Source organism: Marinigracilibium pacificum (assembly GCF_012926615.1).
Lineage (GTDB): Bacteria > Bacteroidota > Bacteroidia > Cytophagales > Cyclobacteriaceae > Mangrovivirga > Mangrovivirga pacifica.
Genome location: NZ_JABBNU010000006.1, coordinates 274067 through 292252, shown reverse-complemented (window position 1 = coordinate 292252; position 18186 = coordinate 274067). Strand labels below are relative to the sequence as shown.

Below are 18186 nucleotides of genomic sequence, written 5' to 3'. Positions count from 1 at the left end.
GCAAAAAATGCTAATCAGAATAGTCCGAATGAGTTTTGATCCTTCAAAAACTGAAGAGTTTATAGAAATATTCAAGTCTAGCAAGGATAAGATTAAAGCTTCTGAAGGGTGCTTGCATGTCGAGCTACTTCAGGATCTGGATACACCCAATGTTTTTTCTACTTATAGCTTATGGGAGGAAGACAAGTATCTACAGCAATACAGGCATTCTGAACTATTTAAAAATACCTGGGCAAAAACAAAAGTATTGTTTAACGACAAACCTCAGGCATACAGTTACGAGAAGAAAATAGGATAGCCTGATAAAATTTGTTTGATTTGTGTTGATGTTTTAAAAATCTTTAATCAGATTTGCATCCCAAACAAGCCAAAGTGGCGGAATTGGTAGACGCGCACGACTCAAACTCGTGTTCCTTCGGGAGTGAGGGTTCGATTCCCTCCTTTGGTACTAAAAACCCTGATATCTTTATTGATTATCAGGGTTTTGTATTTTTAAAGGGGTCGATTTGGGGGACACTTTCAGAGTTTTCAACTTAAAAACTCATCTTATGTTTAAAGTTTTCTGTAATGTCATTCGTTATACCAACCTTTAACGGTTAGATTAATCACATCAGAATAATACTCTTCAATAAATGCTAAGTCAATGACTCGATGATTTTTCAATTTAAATAAAGATAAAAATCAAAAATCCAGGAATACTTAAAAATTAATGCTTATCAAATTAATTGATATGTTTGATAATTGCGGATAATATTTTGCTGAAAAAAGCAATCTTGCCCTTGGAAAAGCATTAAATTATTCTACACGCTTTTTCCATTTCTCATCATGTTGATTGGTATTAAATACTGATATCACATCAATATTTTTTCCATTTACAATATATAAAATCAAGTAAGGAAAACGATTGACAACAAATGCTCTTATTTTCTTTTTATATAATATTTGATATGCATTGGGATTAGTGATAATTGCTTGTTCAGCTTCATCCAGCACTTTCAAAAATTTTTCTCCTAAACCGGATTGCTGCTTTTCATACCAAAGATATGAGTCATAAATATCCGATTCTGCTTCCTCGGATAAACGATAATTATAGGTCATCTTTTGCGCGCTTCCTGATTCGTTCTTTCACTTTGTCCCAGGAGGAAAATTTCATTTCTTCTGCATCGTACTTTTTAAGCCTGTCGTCTAATTCCTTTTTCTGTAATGAAGTTAATTTAAAAGAACTCTCTTGCTGTTCTTTAATTACTTGCAGCTTTTCTAAGATTGATTTGTCCTGAAGCTCTGTAAGCCAGTGAATAAGATCGATTTTAACAGAATGTATATCCATTCGCGCATTAAATATTTATTTCTTAAAGGTAATTATATTTTTATTTATTTCATTACCCCACCTACCTAAATAGTCATTGCCTGGAATGTCCCATAGGTCTCATCATAATTTTCATAATCTGTATAAGTCTAGGCCTAATCATTAGCAAAAGGCTAACTAGTTTGCCTGAAAAAGCGATGCACCATGTAAAGGTTCGATTCCCTCCTTTGGTACTAAAAGCTCTTTCTGATGAAAGGGCTTTTTTTATGTCCTTGGTTAGGATATAAATCAATTTTTCAAATACCAGGAAAAACTTTCTTCAAGAATTTTATTTTTTTCTTCTCTAAGAAATTTTAAATAGGCTTCGGCCACTGGAGTTAATTGCTTTTTTTTCAGCCAGATGATTCGCCATGTCGTAACGATAGGCAATCCTTTCCTTTCAATAATTTTAAGTGTTCCATCTACAAGTTCATTCTTTATTCCTATTAAAGGCAAAATAGAACTACCTATTCCAGCTATTACAGCTTGTTTTACGGCTTCATTAGATGTCAACTCAATTCTACCACGCTCTCTGTTTGACTTGTGCTGGAAATAATTTTCCATTTCTCTCCGGGTTGCTGACCCGGGCTCTCTGAAAATCAACGGTTTTGATTTGACCATTGATTCTGATTTACTAACCAAATACAGTTTATTTTCAATCAATACTTCTTCTTCTATATCAACATCTATATCCTCGGGCAAAACTGAAACAACTGCAAATTCTATCTCCTTATTCTTCAGTTCAGAAATCACTTGAGATTTATTTGTTACATCCAATACCAGATCTATCCCAGGGTGGTCTTCCAAAAACTTGGATAAAAAATATGGGATCACATATTTACCCGTCGATGCTGAAGCTATTCTTAATTTACCTGTTACAACCCCTTTATACTCCTTGGTTTTGTATTGCAAATTGAGTAATTGTTCGAGAGCTTTTTCAGTTATCGCAGCAATTTCATAACCAAAATCAGTGACCTGAATACGCCTGCCTTTAAGCTCGGTTAGTGGAATATCAAACTGATCCTGAAAATTTTTTAACTGAATTGACACCGCTGGCTGTGTCATAAACAGCTCTTCAGCAGCCCTGGTTATACTCTTGGTTTCCACCACTTTATGAAAAACTCTAAGCTGATTCAATGTGTAGTTCATAAAACTTCATTATGATTATGATCTTAAATATATATAAAAAGTTATCAACTATGGTAATTATGTTTGCAAAAAAATTATTGAAATGGTTGATATACTTTTATTCATTTCCGCTTTTATCCCGATAGCATTATTAGGGACTACTTTCATAAAAAGTAAAAGCAGTATAAAGCCTGTATTTATCACAGGAAGTTCCCTTCTGGGTATAGGAATTCTAAGCTCGGCGTCATTACTGATTTACCTTGTCATGGGAGGTCAACTGGTAGCTAAAATTCCAGCGGTAGATGCCAGTATAATTGCAGTGCGGTTTGACACGGTCAGTACAACAATCTATTCCATGGTCTCAATAATCGGACTTATCGTGTTCAAATTCAGTAGGAATTACTTGAATGGAGACAATCGTCAATCACTATTTTTGAAACGATTATTAACAACAGTAGCATTGGTTCAGATACTGGTAGTATCAGGAACAATTATCACCCTTTTCATTGCATGGGTTGCCACAAGCATTAGTCTGCAATCACTCATCAATTATTACAATGACAGAGAAGAAACGAAGGTAGTTGTAAGAAAGAAATTCATAATTGCTCGAATTAGCGATCTATTCCTGCTGGGAGGATTATCATTTTTATATCTTGAGATTGGAAGCACGAATTTAGGCGATATTTTCAATGCGCTTAAGGCAATCTCAAAGGAACACGTTTCACTATACCTTGAACTTTCAGCGTTCTTTCTGGTTCTGGCAGCAATCATCAAATCAGTTCAAATTCCTTTTCACGGTTGGATTTTGGATGTAATGGAAGCTCCAACACCGGTTTCAGCATTGCTTCATGCCGGAATTTTGAATGCAGGACCATATTTGATTGTTCGGTTTGCCTTCTTAATGGATTTAACCACAGCTCCTGTCGTTTTACTTGTCTTCGGAGGGATCACAGCGCTATATGGAACGATTGTTTTTCCATCGCAGCCTGCAATCAAAACCAGTTTAGCCTATTCCAGCATAGGACATATGGGCTTCAGCCTTATGATCTGTGGGTTAGGTCTTTACTCTGCAGCATTACTTCATATCATAGCTCATTCATTTTATAAGGCACATTCATTTCTTTCGTCAGGAAGTGCAATCGATAAGTACAGACTAAATCAATTAAGAAATTCTGCAAAACCTGCATCAACCTTTTGGAATACTCTGACTGGCTTTATAACCACATGTTTAATATTTACAGCTATCGCCAATTTTTGGGGAGGGTTCGCGCATCTGAATTTCCAGTTTAATATTCTGGGCATAATTATCCTTGCCGGAGTTTCATATTTCACAATGGAAACTATTTCGGTAAGAAATGGACTGGGAAGCACGCTGCGTAGCATAATAATATCAGGTTTCGTTCTACTATCATTTTTCATCTTTGAAAATGCAATCAGTCACCTGATTGAGTCACAAATACCAGTTTTATCAACACCAGACTTCACAACTAAAATCATATCTATTGCCATGTTGATGTTTTTTGTGACCACCATATTTTACATGATATATAACAAAGGCAAAAACAACGACACATCCATTAAATGGGAAACATACCGGAGAAATGGATTTTACCTCCATCTACTTTTTGACCGAATAATTAATTCAGGTAACGCTCAATTAAATAGGTAATCACACTTCAAAAAAATATGATGTATTCAAAAACACTTGAAGGATTAATAAATAAGGCATGCAAGCGTATCGCTCCGGCATGGCCACTCGATAACAGCGTAGCAGTCAACCCTTATGTAGGACTTTCTGACCTTTCATTTGATAAAGCTGCAAAAGTCTTAAATGACCGGGGAAATATTCAAATGTATATGCCAATAACATTTTATCTGGCACAATATCAAAATAACAACATCAGTGAAGACGCCTTAAAAAAAGCGTTAGAAAAGAAAAACATAAACACAACAGTAAAAGAGTTTATTAATTCAGTTCAGAAACTGGAAGAAAGGGAAAAAACTAATCCTACATTAAAGATATTATCTGATATGGCAAAGGATCAGTATAACATCGATTTGCCAAAAATTCTTATAGAGTTTACTTCTTCCTGGATATCCACCTATTTCAAAAATCCTGAATCATCTAAAAATGGTTCAGAGGAAATGTTTACTAACTGGAAGAAAAATGCACAAGTAGACCTACTTCCTGAAATTATGGGTTTCAAAGGATTCAGGAATGCTGTCAAGAGCTTACCTGAAGATATCGAAACTTCTATTCAGGAAGGACTTCGCATGATAGCGATACCAGAAGAATATACTGAGGCCTATCTCCATACCCTTTTATTAAAACTTATTGGTTGGTCATCATATTGTTCAGGAGTTGATTGGCAAAACAACCTTTATGGTGGTGACACCAATTTTCTGAAAGCCTTTTTAGCTACTTTAGTCAGCTGGGAAGCTGCAATCTTAAAATCGTTTGATAAAATCGAGTCTAGCTGGAAAAAGCACTTGAACAACCTAAATCTATCTGATTATGAGAATGATAACAGTAAAATATTCAACGCTAAATCAATCTTACAAGATGCCTACGATTTTGCATTAGAGGAACAATTAGTTTCTAAATTCAAGCTTCATTCAGAGACAAAAGAAAATCATACTTTCCAGCGTCCAAAAGCTCAGATGGTATTTTGCATTGATGTAAGGTCGGAAGTTTACCGCAGAAATCTGGAAGCTGTAAATGACCAGATCGAGACAGTAGGATTTGCCGGATTTTTTGGTTTCCCAATTAAATATTCACCAATAAATCATAGAAATGGGAGAAACCAATGCCCCGTACTAATTCCATCAGGACCAACTGTTCGTGAAACAACTGTAAATTCAGATGACCTGGCCAAAGAGAAAAAGTCAAGACAAATATCAGGCAAATTTGAAGAAGCATGGACAAAATTCAAGTCGGGACCCGTTTCTTCGTTCAGCTTTGTGAGTCCTTTAGGAATTTATTACTTACCTAAGTTGATTAGCGATTCGTTTGGATGGACTAAACCTATCGAAAGTCCAAAGCAGAAAGAATTCGGAAGCATTCTATCGGGTCAAGGAAAGCTTGACATCAGCGGAATACCATTTAATGACCGAGTTACAATGGCCAAATCAGCGCTAACGGCAATGGGAATAACAAGGCACTTTGCTCCTTTTGTTTTAATCACAGGTCACGGTTCTACAAGTGTGAACAATCCTCATGCTTCAGGACTTGATTGTGGTGCATGCGGAGGAAATTCCGGAGAGATCAATGCCCTAACGGCTCAACTCATTCTTAACGATCCGGCAATCCGTTCTGCATTAAAAGAATATGACATCAACATTCCTGATGACACATATTTCCTTGCTTGTTTACATAACACTACAACTGACGAAATCACAATAATTGATGATTCAGTTATACCTGAGTCACATCAAAATGAATTAAAATCAATTAAATCATCATTATCACAAGCTAGCAAGAATGCACGATTAAACCGATCGACAAGACTTGGCATTAATAAAAAGCAGGTTGATGAAAAAATCAAGCAAAGGGCAAACGATTGGTCACAGGTAAGACCAGAATGGGGACTTGCAGGATGCAGCTCATTTATCATTGCGCCACGAATGAGAACTAAAGGCATGGACCTGAATGGTCGGGCATTTCTTCACTCTTACGATTGGCAGACAGATCATCAGTTTAAAGTTCTTGAAACAATTATGACTGCTCCAATGGTAGTTACGAACTGGATAAACCTTCAATACTACGCCAGTACGGTTGACAATAAGCGTATGGGTGCTGGAAACAAAACTTTGCACAATGTGACAGGAGGATTGGGAGTTCTGGAAGGAGCCAAAGGAGACTTAAGGATTGGACTTCCACTTCAGTCAATACATGATGGGAATAATTACCAGCACTTACCTCAACGACTAAACGTAATCATTGAAGCTCCAAAAGAGGCTATTACCGAAATATTGAAGAAGCATGATAATATCAGAGAACTATTCGACAATGAATGGATGACTCTTCAGATTCTGGACCAAAATGGTATCCTGAGCCACCGATATACCGGTAATCTAACATGGAGTAGTTACAAGGAAAATAAGGCAGTAAAAATAAATAAAACAGAATATTTAGTTGAACCTATATAATTCAATTCTTATGAACAAAAAAGCAGTAATCATTGAAGAAAAAGGATTAGACATTCCGGCAGGAAAAACTATGATATTAAATTTGATAAAAAATCAAATCCAGGATTACAAACGACAATTTTTATCTGATTGGGTGCAAAATCACGAAACATCTTCCAGTGTAAGTACCCAAAAAATTAAAAACCTGAAGGATGCAAAAAAAGAGCTTCAGGAACTGTTAGATAACTTCGACAATGAAGATTCTCAAATAGATATCAATTTTAACCTGGAGATCAAAGTAACCAATAAGAAGGAACAACACAAAATGGAAGAATCCATGGCTGTTTGATATTTGAAATATTAGAAAGGTGGGACGTTAAAAATTCCACCTTTTTTTTTTAAAACAATTCATCAAATTAACTCAATCATTTTTTTATTCAATTTGCTTCCCTAAAATCAATATTTGGGATAATCCTCACTAAAAACCATCACCATAAACCTTTTCTGAAAAGGCAAATTATTAATCAGGAAATATGATTTGAAATGATATGATTCAGGTCATATAATAGAAAATTACACCTTGCTAAATTTAACTCGTTAATAAGATTAGTACTTGGCCAAGGCCTACAAAACGCAAGAATTAAAGAGTTAAATACATAAAAATGGCACTTACCACAACTATAAAAAAACATCCCGAAACTGTTTCAGAAAATGAGGTTTCCGAATCAAGTTTTAAATATTTTAAAGGAGACGCACTAGCAGCGGAAGTCTGGAAAAATAAATATGCATTAAAGAATACATCTGGAAAGTACTTTGAAAAATCTCCCGATGACATGCATAAACGAATTGCAAAGGAATTTGCCAGAATTGAAAAAAACTATCCATCACCTCTTTCTAGAGAAGAAATTTATAACCTGCTTAAAAACTTCAAATATATCATTCCACAAGGAAGCCCAATGGCAGGTATTGGAAATAAGCTTCAGGTTTCTTCATTGTCGAATTGCTTTGTAATCGGAGTAGAAAACAATGCTGACTCTTATGGTTCTGTAATGAGCATGGACGAAGAACTTGTACAGCTTATGAAACGGCGTGGTGGTGTAGGCCTTGACTTATCTACAATCAGACCCAAAGGAAGCAGAGTGCACAACTCAGCATTAACAGCAACAGGAATTGTTCCATTTATGAATCGTTTTTCTAATTCGACAAGAGAAGTTGCCCAGGGAGGTCGGCGTGGAGCATTAATGCTAACTGTCTCCTCCAGGCATCCTGATGCATTCGATTTTACCAAGGCAAAAAGAGATACAACATCAGTTACAGGAGCCAACATTTCGCTAAGAGTTGACGATGCTTTTGTTCAAGCAGTAAAAAATCATGGTGAATATGAACAACGATTTCCGATAGACTCATCAACCCCGCTCATAACCAAAAAAATCAAGGCGGAAGATCTTTGGGAGGAAATAATTGAAGGAGCATGGAAATCTGCAGAGCCTGGGGTTATTTTCTGGGATACGGTACAAAGAGAATCACTACCAGACCGCTATAACAAAGAAGGCTTTACTACCACTTCGACCAACCCATGTGGGGAAATCCCACTTTGTCCGTATGATAGCTGTCGATTGATGGCAATGAACTTGTTCAGCTATGTTAAAAAACCATTTACCAAAGAAGCTTCCTTTGATTTTGAATTATTTGAAGACCATGTAAAGAAAGCACTGAGATTAATGGATGACCTTGTCGATCTTGAACTAGAAAAAATTGATAGAATTCTTCATAAGATTGACATGGATCCGGAGGATAATCAATATAAACTGAGGGAACGGAATTTATGGGAAAAGATAAAAAACAAAACTTCAAAAGGAAGAAGAACAGGGCTTGGAATTACAGCATTAGGAGATATGCTTGCTGCACTTGGCATCCAATATGGTTCTGATGCTTCAATAATTATCGCTGAAAAGGTGCAAAAAACACTGGCTGTATCTGCCTATTCAAGTTCAGTATCGCTTGCTCAGCAAAGAGGTGCCTTCCCGATTTACAATGAATCAAAAGAAAAGGACCATCCTTTCCTGGCAAGAATTGAAAAAGAAGCTCCACATATAATCAAAAGGATGAAAGAGTATGGTAGAAGAAATATTGCCATGCTTACCATAGCACCAACCGGATCGACGAGTTTACTAACACAAACCACTTCAGGTATAGAACCGGTATTCCGTATATATTATACGAGAAGAAAAAAAGTAAATGATTCTGTAGAGACTCCCGGTAAACAATATTTCACTGATGAAAATGGAGACAAATATGAAGAGTTTGCTATCATTCACCATAAATTCCGTGACTGGCTTACAACCAAAGGTTTTACTAAGGAAGAAATTGCCCAGCTAAAACCTAAAGATCTTGATAAACTAATCGAAAATTCTCCTTACAAGCAATCGAGTAGTGAACACATTAATTATAAGGCAAAGGTGAAATTACAGGGAAAACTCCAAAAGTGGGTTGATCATTCAATTAGTGTGACGGTCAATTTACCGCAAGACACTTCAAAAGAGGTTATTTCAGAACTTTATATGGATGCGTGGGAAGCAGGATGTAAAGGAATCACAGTTTATAGAGAAGGTAGCCGATCAGGAATATTAGTAAGTGAACCAGGTAAAAAAATAACTGATTTCCAGGAAACAATCGCACCAAAAAGACCCATATCTCTTGATGCCAGAGTTATTCAATTCATGAATAATGATGAAAAATGGGTAGCAGTAGTAGGTCTACTTAATAACAAACCTTATGAAATATTTACTGGTAAAGCTGATGATTCATTCTCCATACTTTCCAAGGTAAAACAAGGAAAAGTACTTAAAGCAAAAGGAAAAAACGGTAAAAACAGGTACGATTTTCAATACCTTGATTCAGATGGATACAAAGTGACAATCGAAGGACTCTCAAGAACTTTTAACAAAGAATACTGGAACTATGCCAAGCTTATTAGTGGCGTACTTAGGCACGGCATGCCTCTAAAATATGCCGTAGAAATGATAGATGATCTCTATCTGGATGGTCCAACTTTAAATACATGGAAAAATGGAGTTAAGCGAGCCTTACTTCAATTCATTCCAGATGGAACAGTGCCAACAGAAAATGTGTGTCCAAATTGTAAATCTCCTGCAATGAGTTATCAGGAGTCGTGTTTGCTATGTAACAACTGTGGTTATAGTAAATGTGGTTAACAATCTCTGCCGGCGTTTAAGAAATGCCGGCAGTATTTTTTAAATCCTATTCAAACTCCATTTACATCCCAGTCAATATTGATTTCCCTCTGATAATATTTCAATAAAAAAAAATTTACATCTCCTATTCTCTCACCACCACCAAATTCAATTTCTAATTAGTTTCGATTAACATTTATAATCAAAAGAAAATCCCTTGCAATTATTATTTTCTTATCGCATTTTGATAAACATTTTATCGGTAAAAGAATTATTAATCTACATCGACAATCCTATATCATGTTAAAAAAAGCTTCATTACTACTTTTAGCCTTAACATCTGTTTTTTTTAGTAATGCTCAAGAGGCATATAAAAACCAGTCTTCCTTGAAAATAGAAAATTTCATGCAAGGAGATAATTTTGTTGGTCACCTACCTGAAAACATTTCATGGTCTGATGATAGCGAAAAGATATTTTTCAAGTGGAACCCTGATAGTTCTATTATTGATGATCAATACTATTATGATCTGAACAGCAAAAAAACAATCAAATTAGAGCCGGAGAATTATAATAACATTCCTTCAAGAGGTGTGTGGAATGCCTCCCATACTAAAAAGGTGTATGGTAAAAATGGAGACCTTTATCTTTATGATGCCAAGTCAAAACAGGTATTACAAATTACTAATACAATAGAAGGTGAGAACAACCCGATATTTTCAGATGATGAAAACCATATTATTTTCAGAAATGGCAATAATCTATATAGCTGGAATATTCAAAATGGCACTCTTTTACAGTTTACCGATATAAAAAGTGGTAATAAACCGCCGGAAGACAAATCAAATGGTGATGAAGAGTTTTTATTAAATGAAGAAGAGGCGCTTTTCAATACAGTAAAACAAAGCAAGGCACGAAAAAAGGCAAGTGAGGAAAGGTCTGAATTATCAAACCCTAAAAGACCTGAAACGATTTATATTGGAAACAAAAGCGTTAGCTCACTGGAAATTTCTCCAAATCAAAGATTCATTGCTTATACTCTTTACAACAGAGCTTCATCTAAAAGCACTAAAATGATGGAGTTTGTAAATGAGTCGGGCTTTGCCAAAGAATTTGATGCAAGACCGAAAGTTGGAGGTCCACAAAGTACTCTTGAGACCTATATTTATGATAGAGACCGTGATACAACTTATACATTTGATGTAAAACAGATACCTGGAATTTATGATAAACCAGAGTTTTTAAAAGAATATCATACTGGTGAAGAAGAGTATAAAGATAAATATGAAGACCCGAGAGATGTTATCTTCGTTAACCTGATGTTTAACAAAAAAAATGATGCTGTTGTAATCATCAGGTCACAGGATAATAAAGATCGCTGGATCATGAAAGTAAATCCTGAGACTGGTGAATTTTCCTTACTACATAGAGAGCATAATGATAAATGGGTTGGTGGCCCGGGAATAAGCTCATGGAATTTCTCAACAGGAAATATTGGCTTTACAGATAATCCGGATATTCTGTATTATCAATCAGAAGAAACAGGTTACTCTCATCTTTATACTGTAAACATTCAGACAGGTGAAAAGAAGCAATTGACCACAGGAAATTGGGAAGTACTTGATGCAAACCTATCAAATGATAAAAAGTTATTTTATATCACTGCAAACAAACAATCGCCATTTGACCAGCATTTTTATTCTATGCCAGTGACTGGCGGTAAACTCACCCAGATCACTACAGGTGAAGGTAACTTTGAAGTAAATCTTTCCCCGGATGAAAAATGGCTTGCAGTACGTTACAGTTTTTCAAATAAGCCATGGGACATTTTCATCATGCCTAATAAGCCCGGTAAAGAAATGGAAAGAATAACTGAAAGTACCACGGATGAATTTGAAAGTTATAATTGGCGTGCACCTGAAATAATCACATTTAAAGCTGAGGATGGCACCGAGGTTCCGGCCAGGATTTATAAGCCCGCGGAAAACACAAAAAATAATGCTGCAATAATCTTTGTTCATGGAGCTGGTTATCTTCAAAACGTTCACCATTGGTGGTCAGCATATTTCCGTGAATATATGTTTCACAATTTCCTCGCTGATAATGGTTACACAGTACTTGACATAGATTTCAGGGCAAGTGCAGGATATGGAGAAGAATGGCGAACTGCTGTTTACAGACATATGGGAGGAAAAGACCTGTCAGATCAAGTCGACGGCGCTAAATATCTTGTTAGTGAACATGGTATTGATAAAGATAAAATCGGAATTTACGGAGGCTCATATGGAGGTTTTATTACATTAATGGCTCTTTTTAACGCATCTGAAACATTTGCTGCTGGTGCCGGAATACGATCTGTTACAGACTGGGCTCATTACAATCATGGATATACTTCTAACAGGCTGAATACTCCTCAACTTGACCCTGAAGCGTACCGTAAAAGCTCTCCAATTTACTTTGCTGAGAACCTTGAAGATCCACTTTTAATTCTGCATGGCTTACAAGACGACAATGTACAACCTCAAGACGTAATCAGACTGTCACAAAGGCTAATTGAATTAGGCAAGTACAATTGGGAAACGATGTATTACCCGGTTGAACCTCACGGATTTAAAGAGGCCGCAAGTTGGACCGATGAGTATACAAGAATTTATAACTTATTTCAAAAGCACCTGCTGGGTATAGAATAATTTGTTAAATTATTATCCTATGAAAACTAAAACCTACACTAAAGGAAATACAACAGTGGTTTGGGATGCAGATAAGTGCATCCATTCCGAAAACTGTTTTAGAGGATTGCCTGAAGTATTTGATCCAAAAGTAAGGCCCTGGATTAATATGGATGGTGCTACTGAAGAAGCGATTAGAAACCAGGTTGCTAAATGTCCATCGGGAGCATTAAGCATAAAAGATGCGGAAACTTCAAATACCAACAATATGAGTGATGTAAAAATAAAAGTAAATCAGGGTGGACCATTATTAGTTTCAGGTCCATGTACCATAGAATTATCAAATGGTGATTCTAAAACTGTTGAAAAATCAGCTGCACTTTGTAGATGTGGGGCAAGTCAAAACAAACCATTTTGTGATGGCTCCCACAAAACAGTTGAATTTGATAAATAATAAATTTTCCGGTCATTAATGATTTCAATTGGTGATATTGATTTACTGACTTGTTTGATTTTATTTATATTAGGTTTGGGAGCCTTTATACTCTCAACCATATCGGGAGGTGGCGGTGCTTTAGTTCTGGTTCCTCTTCTCAATCTATTAATTGGAGCAAAAGCAACAGCACCGGCTCTAAACCTTGGGACTTTTATAGGCAGACCGGTTAGGCTTTGGCTTTTCAGAAATGATATTGACTGGACTATTTCTGCTTATTATATTCCTTCAGCATTATTTGGATCAATATTGGCGGGGTGGTTATTCGAGAAAACCAATATCGGTCTGCTTCAAGTTCTCGCTGGAGTATTTTTGATCAGCACCGTATTTCAATACAGATTTGGTAAAAAACAAATATCGTTTCCTGTAAAAAAGCATTATTTCTTTTTTCTTGGATTCATTGTCACATTTATTAGCACCATAATAGGTGCCGTTGGTCCCATTTTAAACCCTTTCTATTTAAACACAGGTATCTCAAAAGAAAAATTAACCGGCACAAAAACTGCTAATTCATTTTTTACTGGAATATTCCAAATAAGTTCATATGCATTTTTCGGGCTATTAAATAATAATTTATGGATCTTTGGCCTCTCGTTAGGACTAGGAGCAACAATTGGCAATATCATAGGTAAAAGTACTTTGAACAAAATGACCGAAAAAAGCTTTAGAGTATGGGTTATTGCTATGATGGTTGTTAGTGGCTTTGTATTGATTATTAAACAATTGCGTTAATTCGAAACATAAATTATTTTTATAGTTATAATAATTATAAACAAAATTTATGCAAAATAGGTTATACATAACTAAAAAGTTAACAACCTTAACACAATCATTAGCGTAATTTGTAATGCGAGGTAGGTAACGTATACATATGACAAAAAGTAAAAAGACAAATATTGCCTTCAAACGATTTTTTAGGCTGATCAACAACGACAGAGAAAATATCCTGAGAATTTATCTTTATGCCTTTTTCCAGGGGATTGTATACCTTAGTTTACCCTTGGGTATTCAAGCTATCATCAACCTTATCATGGCAAGGCAGGTGACTACTTCCTGGATTTTACTGGTTATATTAGTGTTAGTTGGATTAGTTGTTCATGGCTGGTTACAGGTTAAGCAAATGTATATTACTGAAAGCATTCAACAGAAAATCTTTACCAGATCTGCTTTTGAATTGACTTACCGAATTCCAAGATGGATGCCAGAATATATAAAAAGTAGTTATCCGCCAGAATTGGTAAATAGATTTTTTGACACCATTAATATTCAAAAAGGATTTTCAAAATTACTATTTGATTTTACCACAGCGGCACTTCAGATACTATTCGGTTTAATATTGCTTGGAATTTACCACCCTGTTTTCCTTGCTATATCATTAATACTATTTGGTGGTTTATTGCTGGTTTGGCGTTTTACTGGTGAAAAAGGTCTTAGAAGTAGTCTGGAGGAATCTGACTACAAATACAAAACTGCCTTTTGGTTGCAAGAAGTTGCCAGAACAAAAGAAGTATTCTATGACAAAAATAGTGGTAAACATGCCTTTAATAGAACCGATTCATATGTTTCAAGTTACCTTGAAAGCCGAAATAAACACTTTAAAGTATTAATCAAGCAGTTTTACAGCCTACTAACATTAAAAGTATTAATTGCTGCATTGCTATTAATACCTGGTGGACTTCTAGTTATAAATGATAATATGAACATCGGCCAATTTGTTGCAGGAGAAATCATCATTATCATGCTAATGAATGCAGTCGAAAAACTTATTCTCAGCATGGAAACTTTATACGACACGCTTACAGCATCTGAAAAACTAGGTAAACTTGCTGACATTCCTTTGGTAGATGATAAAAGTAGAGTAAATACATCTAAAGGCACATATACACTAAACATTTTTGATACCGAAAACAAAAGAAAAGGTTCATTAAATATATTGCGTGGTCAAAAAGTAAGAATTCAACTTCCGACTGAAAATGATATACATAATGTTTCATTTACAATAGAACAAAACGCAAAAGCACCGTTCAGAATAGGTCTTCTTAATGGAATTGAAAATATATTTGAAGGAACTCTAGCCCAAAATGTTGGAACTTATGGCGAGCTTGAAGATTCCGAAATCATCAGTTTATTAAAGAAGTGTGGGTACAATTTTAATGGAATTGGGGACATAGATGTCCAAAAACATATTTTACCAAAGGGTACAAATATTGATTTTGGTAGTAGGTATGCAATTATTGCTGCCAGGTGTTTAAGTATGGACCCTGAAATTATATGCTGGAATGAAGACACTTTTCATGAAGAGCATGTCACTGAGCAATTTTTAGAAGAAATAATACTAAAAAATATTCCGATTGCAATTATTACAAAGCGCAATCCTCAAATTTTTAAGAACTACGATTTCGATAAAGTTTATTACTGGCCAAAAGATTTTTCACCAGCAGAAGTCTTAAATATTTAAATGAATGCTTAATCTCAGCGAAAAAAGAGTTAAAGACGAAATAGATACTACGGGATATAATTCATTTAAAAAAATTGATGAATTTGAGCCCGAGCGCTCCGGAAATTATAAGTATTTCTGGTTACTAATTATCCCATTGATATTCTTTGTTCCATGGACACAAAATATTCAGACAAAAGGCGAAGTTACAGCACTACTTCCATCTGAAAGACCTCAGTCTATCCAAAGTTTTATTGATGGACGAATAGAAAAATGGTATGTACGTGAAGGAGAGCTTGTTTCTAAGGGAGATACTATCCTTAAAATTGGTGAAGTAAAACCTGAGTACCTGGACCCGAATCTAATCGAAAGAACAGGATCACAGGTAATGGCAAAAAAGGGAGGTATTAATTCTTACAAAAGTAAGATGCAAGCACTGAACAATCAGTATCAGGCACTTGTTAATGCCAGAGAATTCAAGCTTCAGGAAGCCACGAATAAACTTGAGCAAGCCAGATTGACTGTACAAATTGACAGTATGGAGTGGAAAGCTTCCGAAACAAACCTTGATGTTGCAAAAGCACGTTTTGACCGTATTGAGGCTTTATATAAAGACGGTTTAAAGTCAAAAACCGAATTTGAGACAGGTCAAATGAAGCTTCAGGAAGGTCAGGCAAAAAGAACTTCTGCTTATAATAAATTTCTTAAAGCAAAAAACGAATACATTAATGCCAGAATCGCACTTCAAAGTATCGATGCTGATTACAATGATAAAATTGCGAAAAACAGGTCTGATTATGCTGAGGCATCAAGTAACCTATTTACCGCAGAGGGCGATTTGGCAAAAATGGAAAACACGCTGAGTAATTATGAACTCAGATCGTCGTTCTATTATATTCTTGCACCACAAGATGGGTATATCACACAGGCAAGCAAAAATGGTATTGGTGAAAATATCAAGGCTGGTGAACGTCTGATCACAATCATGCCTCAAAATTATCAAATTGCTGCCGAATATTATGTAAACCCTGTTAACCTGCCTTTACTTGAAGTAGGACAGGAAATAAGGTGTTTGTTTGATGGATGGCCTGCTATTGTTTTTAGTGGATGGCCCGGAGCTTCCCACGGAACATTCAGTGGAGAAATTGTCGCTATTGATAATTTCAGTCAATCAGATGGTACCTATCGTATACTTGTAGCCCCAAGTGGTGAAAAATATGCTGATTATGGTTGGCCAAAAGCTTTAAGACCCGGCTCAGGTGCCCGAGGAATTATCTTGCTAAATGACGTACCTTTATGGTATGAAGTATGGCGAAGAATCAATGGATTCCCTCCTGATTTCTACAAAGAAAAAAGAGAAACCTTATTAGAAGATAAAAAATAACATGCAAAGACTGGTAAAATTATTACTGCTGCTGGTCTGTGCATTTCAGATCAACGGCCAGGATTCATTAGCTTTAGTTGATGTAATAAAACTAATCGACAACCATCCTGAAGCCGGAAGAATCTGGTTATCAGTTAAAGAAGCTGAGGCAGAACTTCAGGCTAAGCGTGGTTCATTCGACCCTAAACTTTACGGTAAATTTGATACCAAGAAGTTTAATGGTTCAGATTATTATACCCATCGAGAGGGAGGTATCAGTATTCCTACAGCTGCAGCAGGACTAGATTTCAAAGCCGGGTTTGAACAAAACGAAGGATATTACCTCAATCCTGAACTTACAGTCCCGGATGAAGGACTCTGGAAAGCTGGCTTAAGTTTTGATCTTGGAAGAGGATTATTTAGAGATGAGGAAAGAACTGATCTGAAGAATGCTTCATTAAAGGTTGATAAGGCTAATGCTGAAGCTAACATTAATATTAATGAATTAATATTTTCTGCAGCATCAGCCTATTTTGAGTGGCAGGCAGCTTACGAATACCTTCAGTTACAACAGGAATTGATATCAATAGGTACGCAACGATTTAGTGGGGTAAAAAGGTCTGCTGAATTAGGAGATTATGCTGCTGTCGATACTCTGGAAGCTCTTACCCAGTTAACCCAGCGACAAACAGATCTGCTTGAGGCAAAATTAATGTTTGAACTGTTGAGTCAACGACTGGACCTTTATCTATGGCAAGACTCTCTTGAGGTTGCGCAAAACATTGCTGCTAATAAAAAACCTGAAGAAAAACTTATAGAACCCATTGTTAATGGTATGGTTGATTCGTTAGCTTACGATCACCCCATTTCCAGATATTACCAATCAGAAATTGCCATTCTGGAAAATACAACAAGCCTGATGAGACAAAGACTATTACCTGAAATCAAGCTTGAAGGATATTATTTGTTTTCTGATTTTGAAAATGAAAGCCTTAATAAGACTAATGCAATTGATGAAAACTTTTATGCAGGTATCAATGTGAATTTCCCTATTTTACTGCGCAAAGAAAGAGGAAGCCTGAATATTCAAAAAGCAAGACTTGAAATGACAAGTCTTCAATGGAGATATAAACAAAATGAATGGCTAACTAAGCAACGATTGGCTTTTACACAATGGGAAAACCTCATAAAACAGCTTGAAACTGTTAGAAAAAATGCAGAATATTTCAGGCTAATGATGGAGGCTGAAAGAAGATTATTCGAAGCAGGTGAATCAACATTATTCCTTGTATTTTCAAGGGAAAACAAATACATGGAAGCTCAAATTAAGCTAATCAATATGACCCGAAAAACACAGGAATCATATTTAAAATGGCTAAATACTTCTGGTATGTTAATCGAATGGAAAGAACAACTTACTAATCAATAAAA

Annotated in this window: 14 protein-coding genes and 1 tRNA gene; 12 read left to right on the top strand and 3 right to left on the bottom strand. The window is 35.8% G+C overall.

The window, feature by feature from the left end; translation table 11 throughout:
* The first annotated feature begins 7 nt into the window (after positions 1 to 7).
* Positions 8 to 298: a putative quinol monooxygenase gene (locus HH304_RS11455; protein ID WP_169681532.1), complete on the top strand. Its 291-nt coding sequence runs from the start codon at positions 8 to 10 to the stop codon at positions 296 to 298.
* Between the two features lie 68 nt (positions 299 to 366).
* Positions 367 to 448, top strand: a tRNA-Leu gene (locus tag HH304_RS11450).
* 347 nt (positions 449 to 795) lie between these two features.
* Here the strand turns inward: HH304_RS11450 and HH304_RS11445 are convergent.
* From HH304_RS11445 to HH304_RS11435, 3 genes are all read right to left on the bottom strand, one after another.
* On the bottom strand, positions 796 to 1098 hold the full coding sequence (locus HH304_RS11445; protein WP_169681529.1) for a type II toxin-antitoxin system RelE/ParE family toxin: 303 nt from the start codon (positions 1096 to 1098) through the stop codon (positions 796 to 798).
* Positions 1088 to 1327, bottom strand: a complete 240-nt coding sequence (locus HH304_RS11440; protein ID WP_169681528.1) for an addiction module protein — start codon at positions 1325 to 1327, stop codon at positions 1088 to 1090. Before HH304_RS11440 ends, HH304_RS11445 begins: the two co-directional genes overlap by 11 nt.
* A 267-nt stretch (positions 1328 to 1594) precedes the next feature.
* The gene (locus tag HH304_RS11435; RefSeq protein ID WP_169681526.1) at positions 1595 to 2494 is read right to left on the bottom strand and encodes a LysR family transcriptional regulator; all 900 of its coding nucleotides are present in this window, start codon (positions 2492 to 2494) and stop codon (positions 1595 to 1597) included.
* A gap of 82 nt (positions 2495 to 2576) precedes the next feature.
* Between HH304_RS11435 and HH304_RS11430 the strand changes: the two genes are divergently transcribed.
* The 10 genes from HH304_RS11430 (at position 2577) to HH304_RS11385 (ending at position 18184) form a co-directional block, all read left to right on the top strand.
* Entirely contained in the window at positions 2577 to 4142 is a 1566-nt protein-coding gene (locus HH304_RS11430; RefSeq protein ID WP_169681524.1) for a proton-conducting transporter transmembrane domain-containing protein, read from the top strand.
* Between the two features lie 17 nt (positions 4143 to 4159).
* Positions 4160 to 6622 (top strand): YbcC family protein, encoded by a 2463-nt coding sequence (locus tag HH304_RS11425; protein WP_169681522.1) that lies wholly within the window; start codon positions 4160 to 4162, stop codon positions 6620 to 6622.
* A 10-nt stretch (positions 6623 to 6632) separates the two neighbouring features.
* Positions 6633 to 6950, top strand: a complete 318-nt coding sequence (locus tag HH304_RS11420) for a hypothetical protein (protein WP_169681520.1) — start codon at positions 6633 to 6635, stop codon at positions 6948 to 6950.
* A 313-nt stretch (positions 6951 to 7263) separates the two neighbouring features.
* Positions 7264 to 9816, top strand: a complete 2553-nt coding sequence (locus HH304_RS11415; RefSeq protein ID WP_169681518.1) for an adenosylcobalamin-dependent ribonucleoside-diphosphate reductase — start codon at positions 7264 to 7266, stop codon at positions 9814 to 9816.
* 279 nt (positions 9817 to 10095) lie between these two features.
* Positions 10096 to 12483 carry a S9 family peptidase gene (locus HH304_RS11410; RefSeq protein WP_169681516.1) on the top strand — a complete coding sequence of 796 codons (2388 nt, stop codon included), beginning with the start codon at positions 10096 to 10098 and terminating at the stop codon, positions 12481 to 12483.
* A gap of 19 nt (positions 12484 to 12502) precedes the next feature.
* Positions 12503 to 12916, top strand: coding sequence for a (4Fe-4S)-binding protein (locus HH304_RS11405; RefSeq protein ID WP_169681514.1), 414 nt, complete (start codon positions 12503 to 12505; stop codon positions 12914 to 12916).
* Between the two features lie 18 nt (positions 12917 to 12934).
* A complete protein-coding gene (locus HH304_RS11400) occupies positions 12935 to 13687 on the top strand; it encodes a sulfite exporter TauE/SafE family protein (RefSeq protein ID WP_169681512.1) in 753 nt (250 codons plus the stop codon).
* Positions 13688 to 13826: 139 nt separating this feature from the next.
* Positions 13827 to 15413: an ABC transporter ATP-binding protein gene (locus HH304_RS11395; RefSeq protein WP_169681510.1), complete on the top strand. Its 1587-nt coding sequence runs from the start codon at positions 13827 to 13829 to the stop codon at positions 15411 to 15413.
* Positions 15414 to 15417: 4 nt separating this feature from the next.
* The gene (locus tag HH304_RS11390) at positions 15418 to 16776 is read left to right on the top strand and encodes an HlyD family secretion protein (protein ID WP_169681508.1); all 1359 of its coding nucleotides are present in this window, start codon (positions 15418 to 15420) and stop codon (positions 16774 to 16776) included.
* A gap of 1 nt (position 16777) precedes the next feature.
* Positions 16778 to 18184: a TolC family protein gene (locus HH304_RS11385; RefSeq protein ID WP_169681506.1), complete on the top strand. Its 1407-nt coding sequence runs from the start codon at positions 16778 to 16780 to the stop codon at positions 18182 to 18184.
* The last annotated feature ends 2 nt before the right edge of the window (positions 18185 to 18186 follow it).

What these genes read in the sequence shown, in the direction of transcription:
- HH304_RS11455 (WP_169681532.1), top strand. Translation starts at nt 8, where the DNA reads ATGCTAATCAGAATAGTCCGAATGAGTTTTGATCCTTCAAAAACTGAA.
- HH304_RS11445 (WP_169681529.1), bottom strand. Translation starts at nt 1,098, where the DNA reads ATGACCTATAATTATCGTTTATCCGAGGAAGCAGAATCGGATATTTAT.
- HH304_RS11440 (WP_169681528.1), bottom strand. Translation starts at nt 1,327, where the DNA reads ATGGATATACATTCTGTTAAAATCGATCTTATTCACTGGCTTACAGAG.
- HH304_RS11435 (WP_169681526.1), bottom strand. Translation starts at nt 2,494, where the DNA reads ATGAACTACACATTGAATCAGCTTAGAGTTTTTCATAAAGTGGTGGAA.
- HH304_RS11430 (WP_169681524.1), top strand. Translation starts at nt 2,577, where the DNA reads ATGGTTGATATACTTTTATTCATTTCCGCTTTTATCCCGATAGCATTA.
- HH304_RS11425 (WP_169681522.1), top strand. Translation starts at nt 4,160, where the DNA reads ATGATGTATTCAAAAACACTTGAAGGATTAATAAATAAGGCATGCAAG.
- HH304_RS11420 (WP_169681520.1), top strand. Translation starts at nt 6,633, where the DNA reads ATGAACAAAAAAGCAGTAATCATTGAAGAAAAAGGATTAGACATTCCG.
- HH304_RS11415 (WP_169681518.1), top strand. Translation starts at nt 7,264, where the DNA reads ATGGCACTTACCACAACTATAAAAAAACATCCCGAAACTGTTTCAGAA.
- HH304_RS11410 (WP_169681516.1), top strand. Translation starts at nt 10,096, where the DNA reads ATGTTAAAAAAAGCTTCATTACTACTTTTAGCCTTAACATCTGTTTTT.
- HH304_RS11405 (WP_169681514.1), top strand. Translation starts at nt 12,503, where the DNA reads ATGAAAACTAAAACCTACACTAAAGGAAATACAACAGTGGTTTGGGAT.
- HH304_RS11400 (WP_169681512.1), top strand. Translation starts at nt 12,935, where the DNA reads ATGATTTCAATTGGTGATATTGATTTACTGACTTGTTTGATTTTATTT.
- HH304_RS11395 (WP_169681510.1), top strand. Translation starts at nt 13,827, where the DNA reads ATGACAAAAAGTAAAAAGACAAATATTGCCTTCAAACGATTTTTTAGG.
- HH304_RS11390 (WP_169681508.1), top strand. Translation starts at nt 15,418, where the DNA reads ATGCTTAATCTCAGCGAAAAAAGAGTTAAAGACGAAATAGATACTACG.
- HH304_RS11385 (WP_169681506.1), top strand. Translation starts at nt 16,778, where the DNA reads ATGCAAAGACTGGTAAAATTATTACTGCTGCTGGTCTGTGCATTTCAG.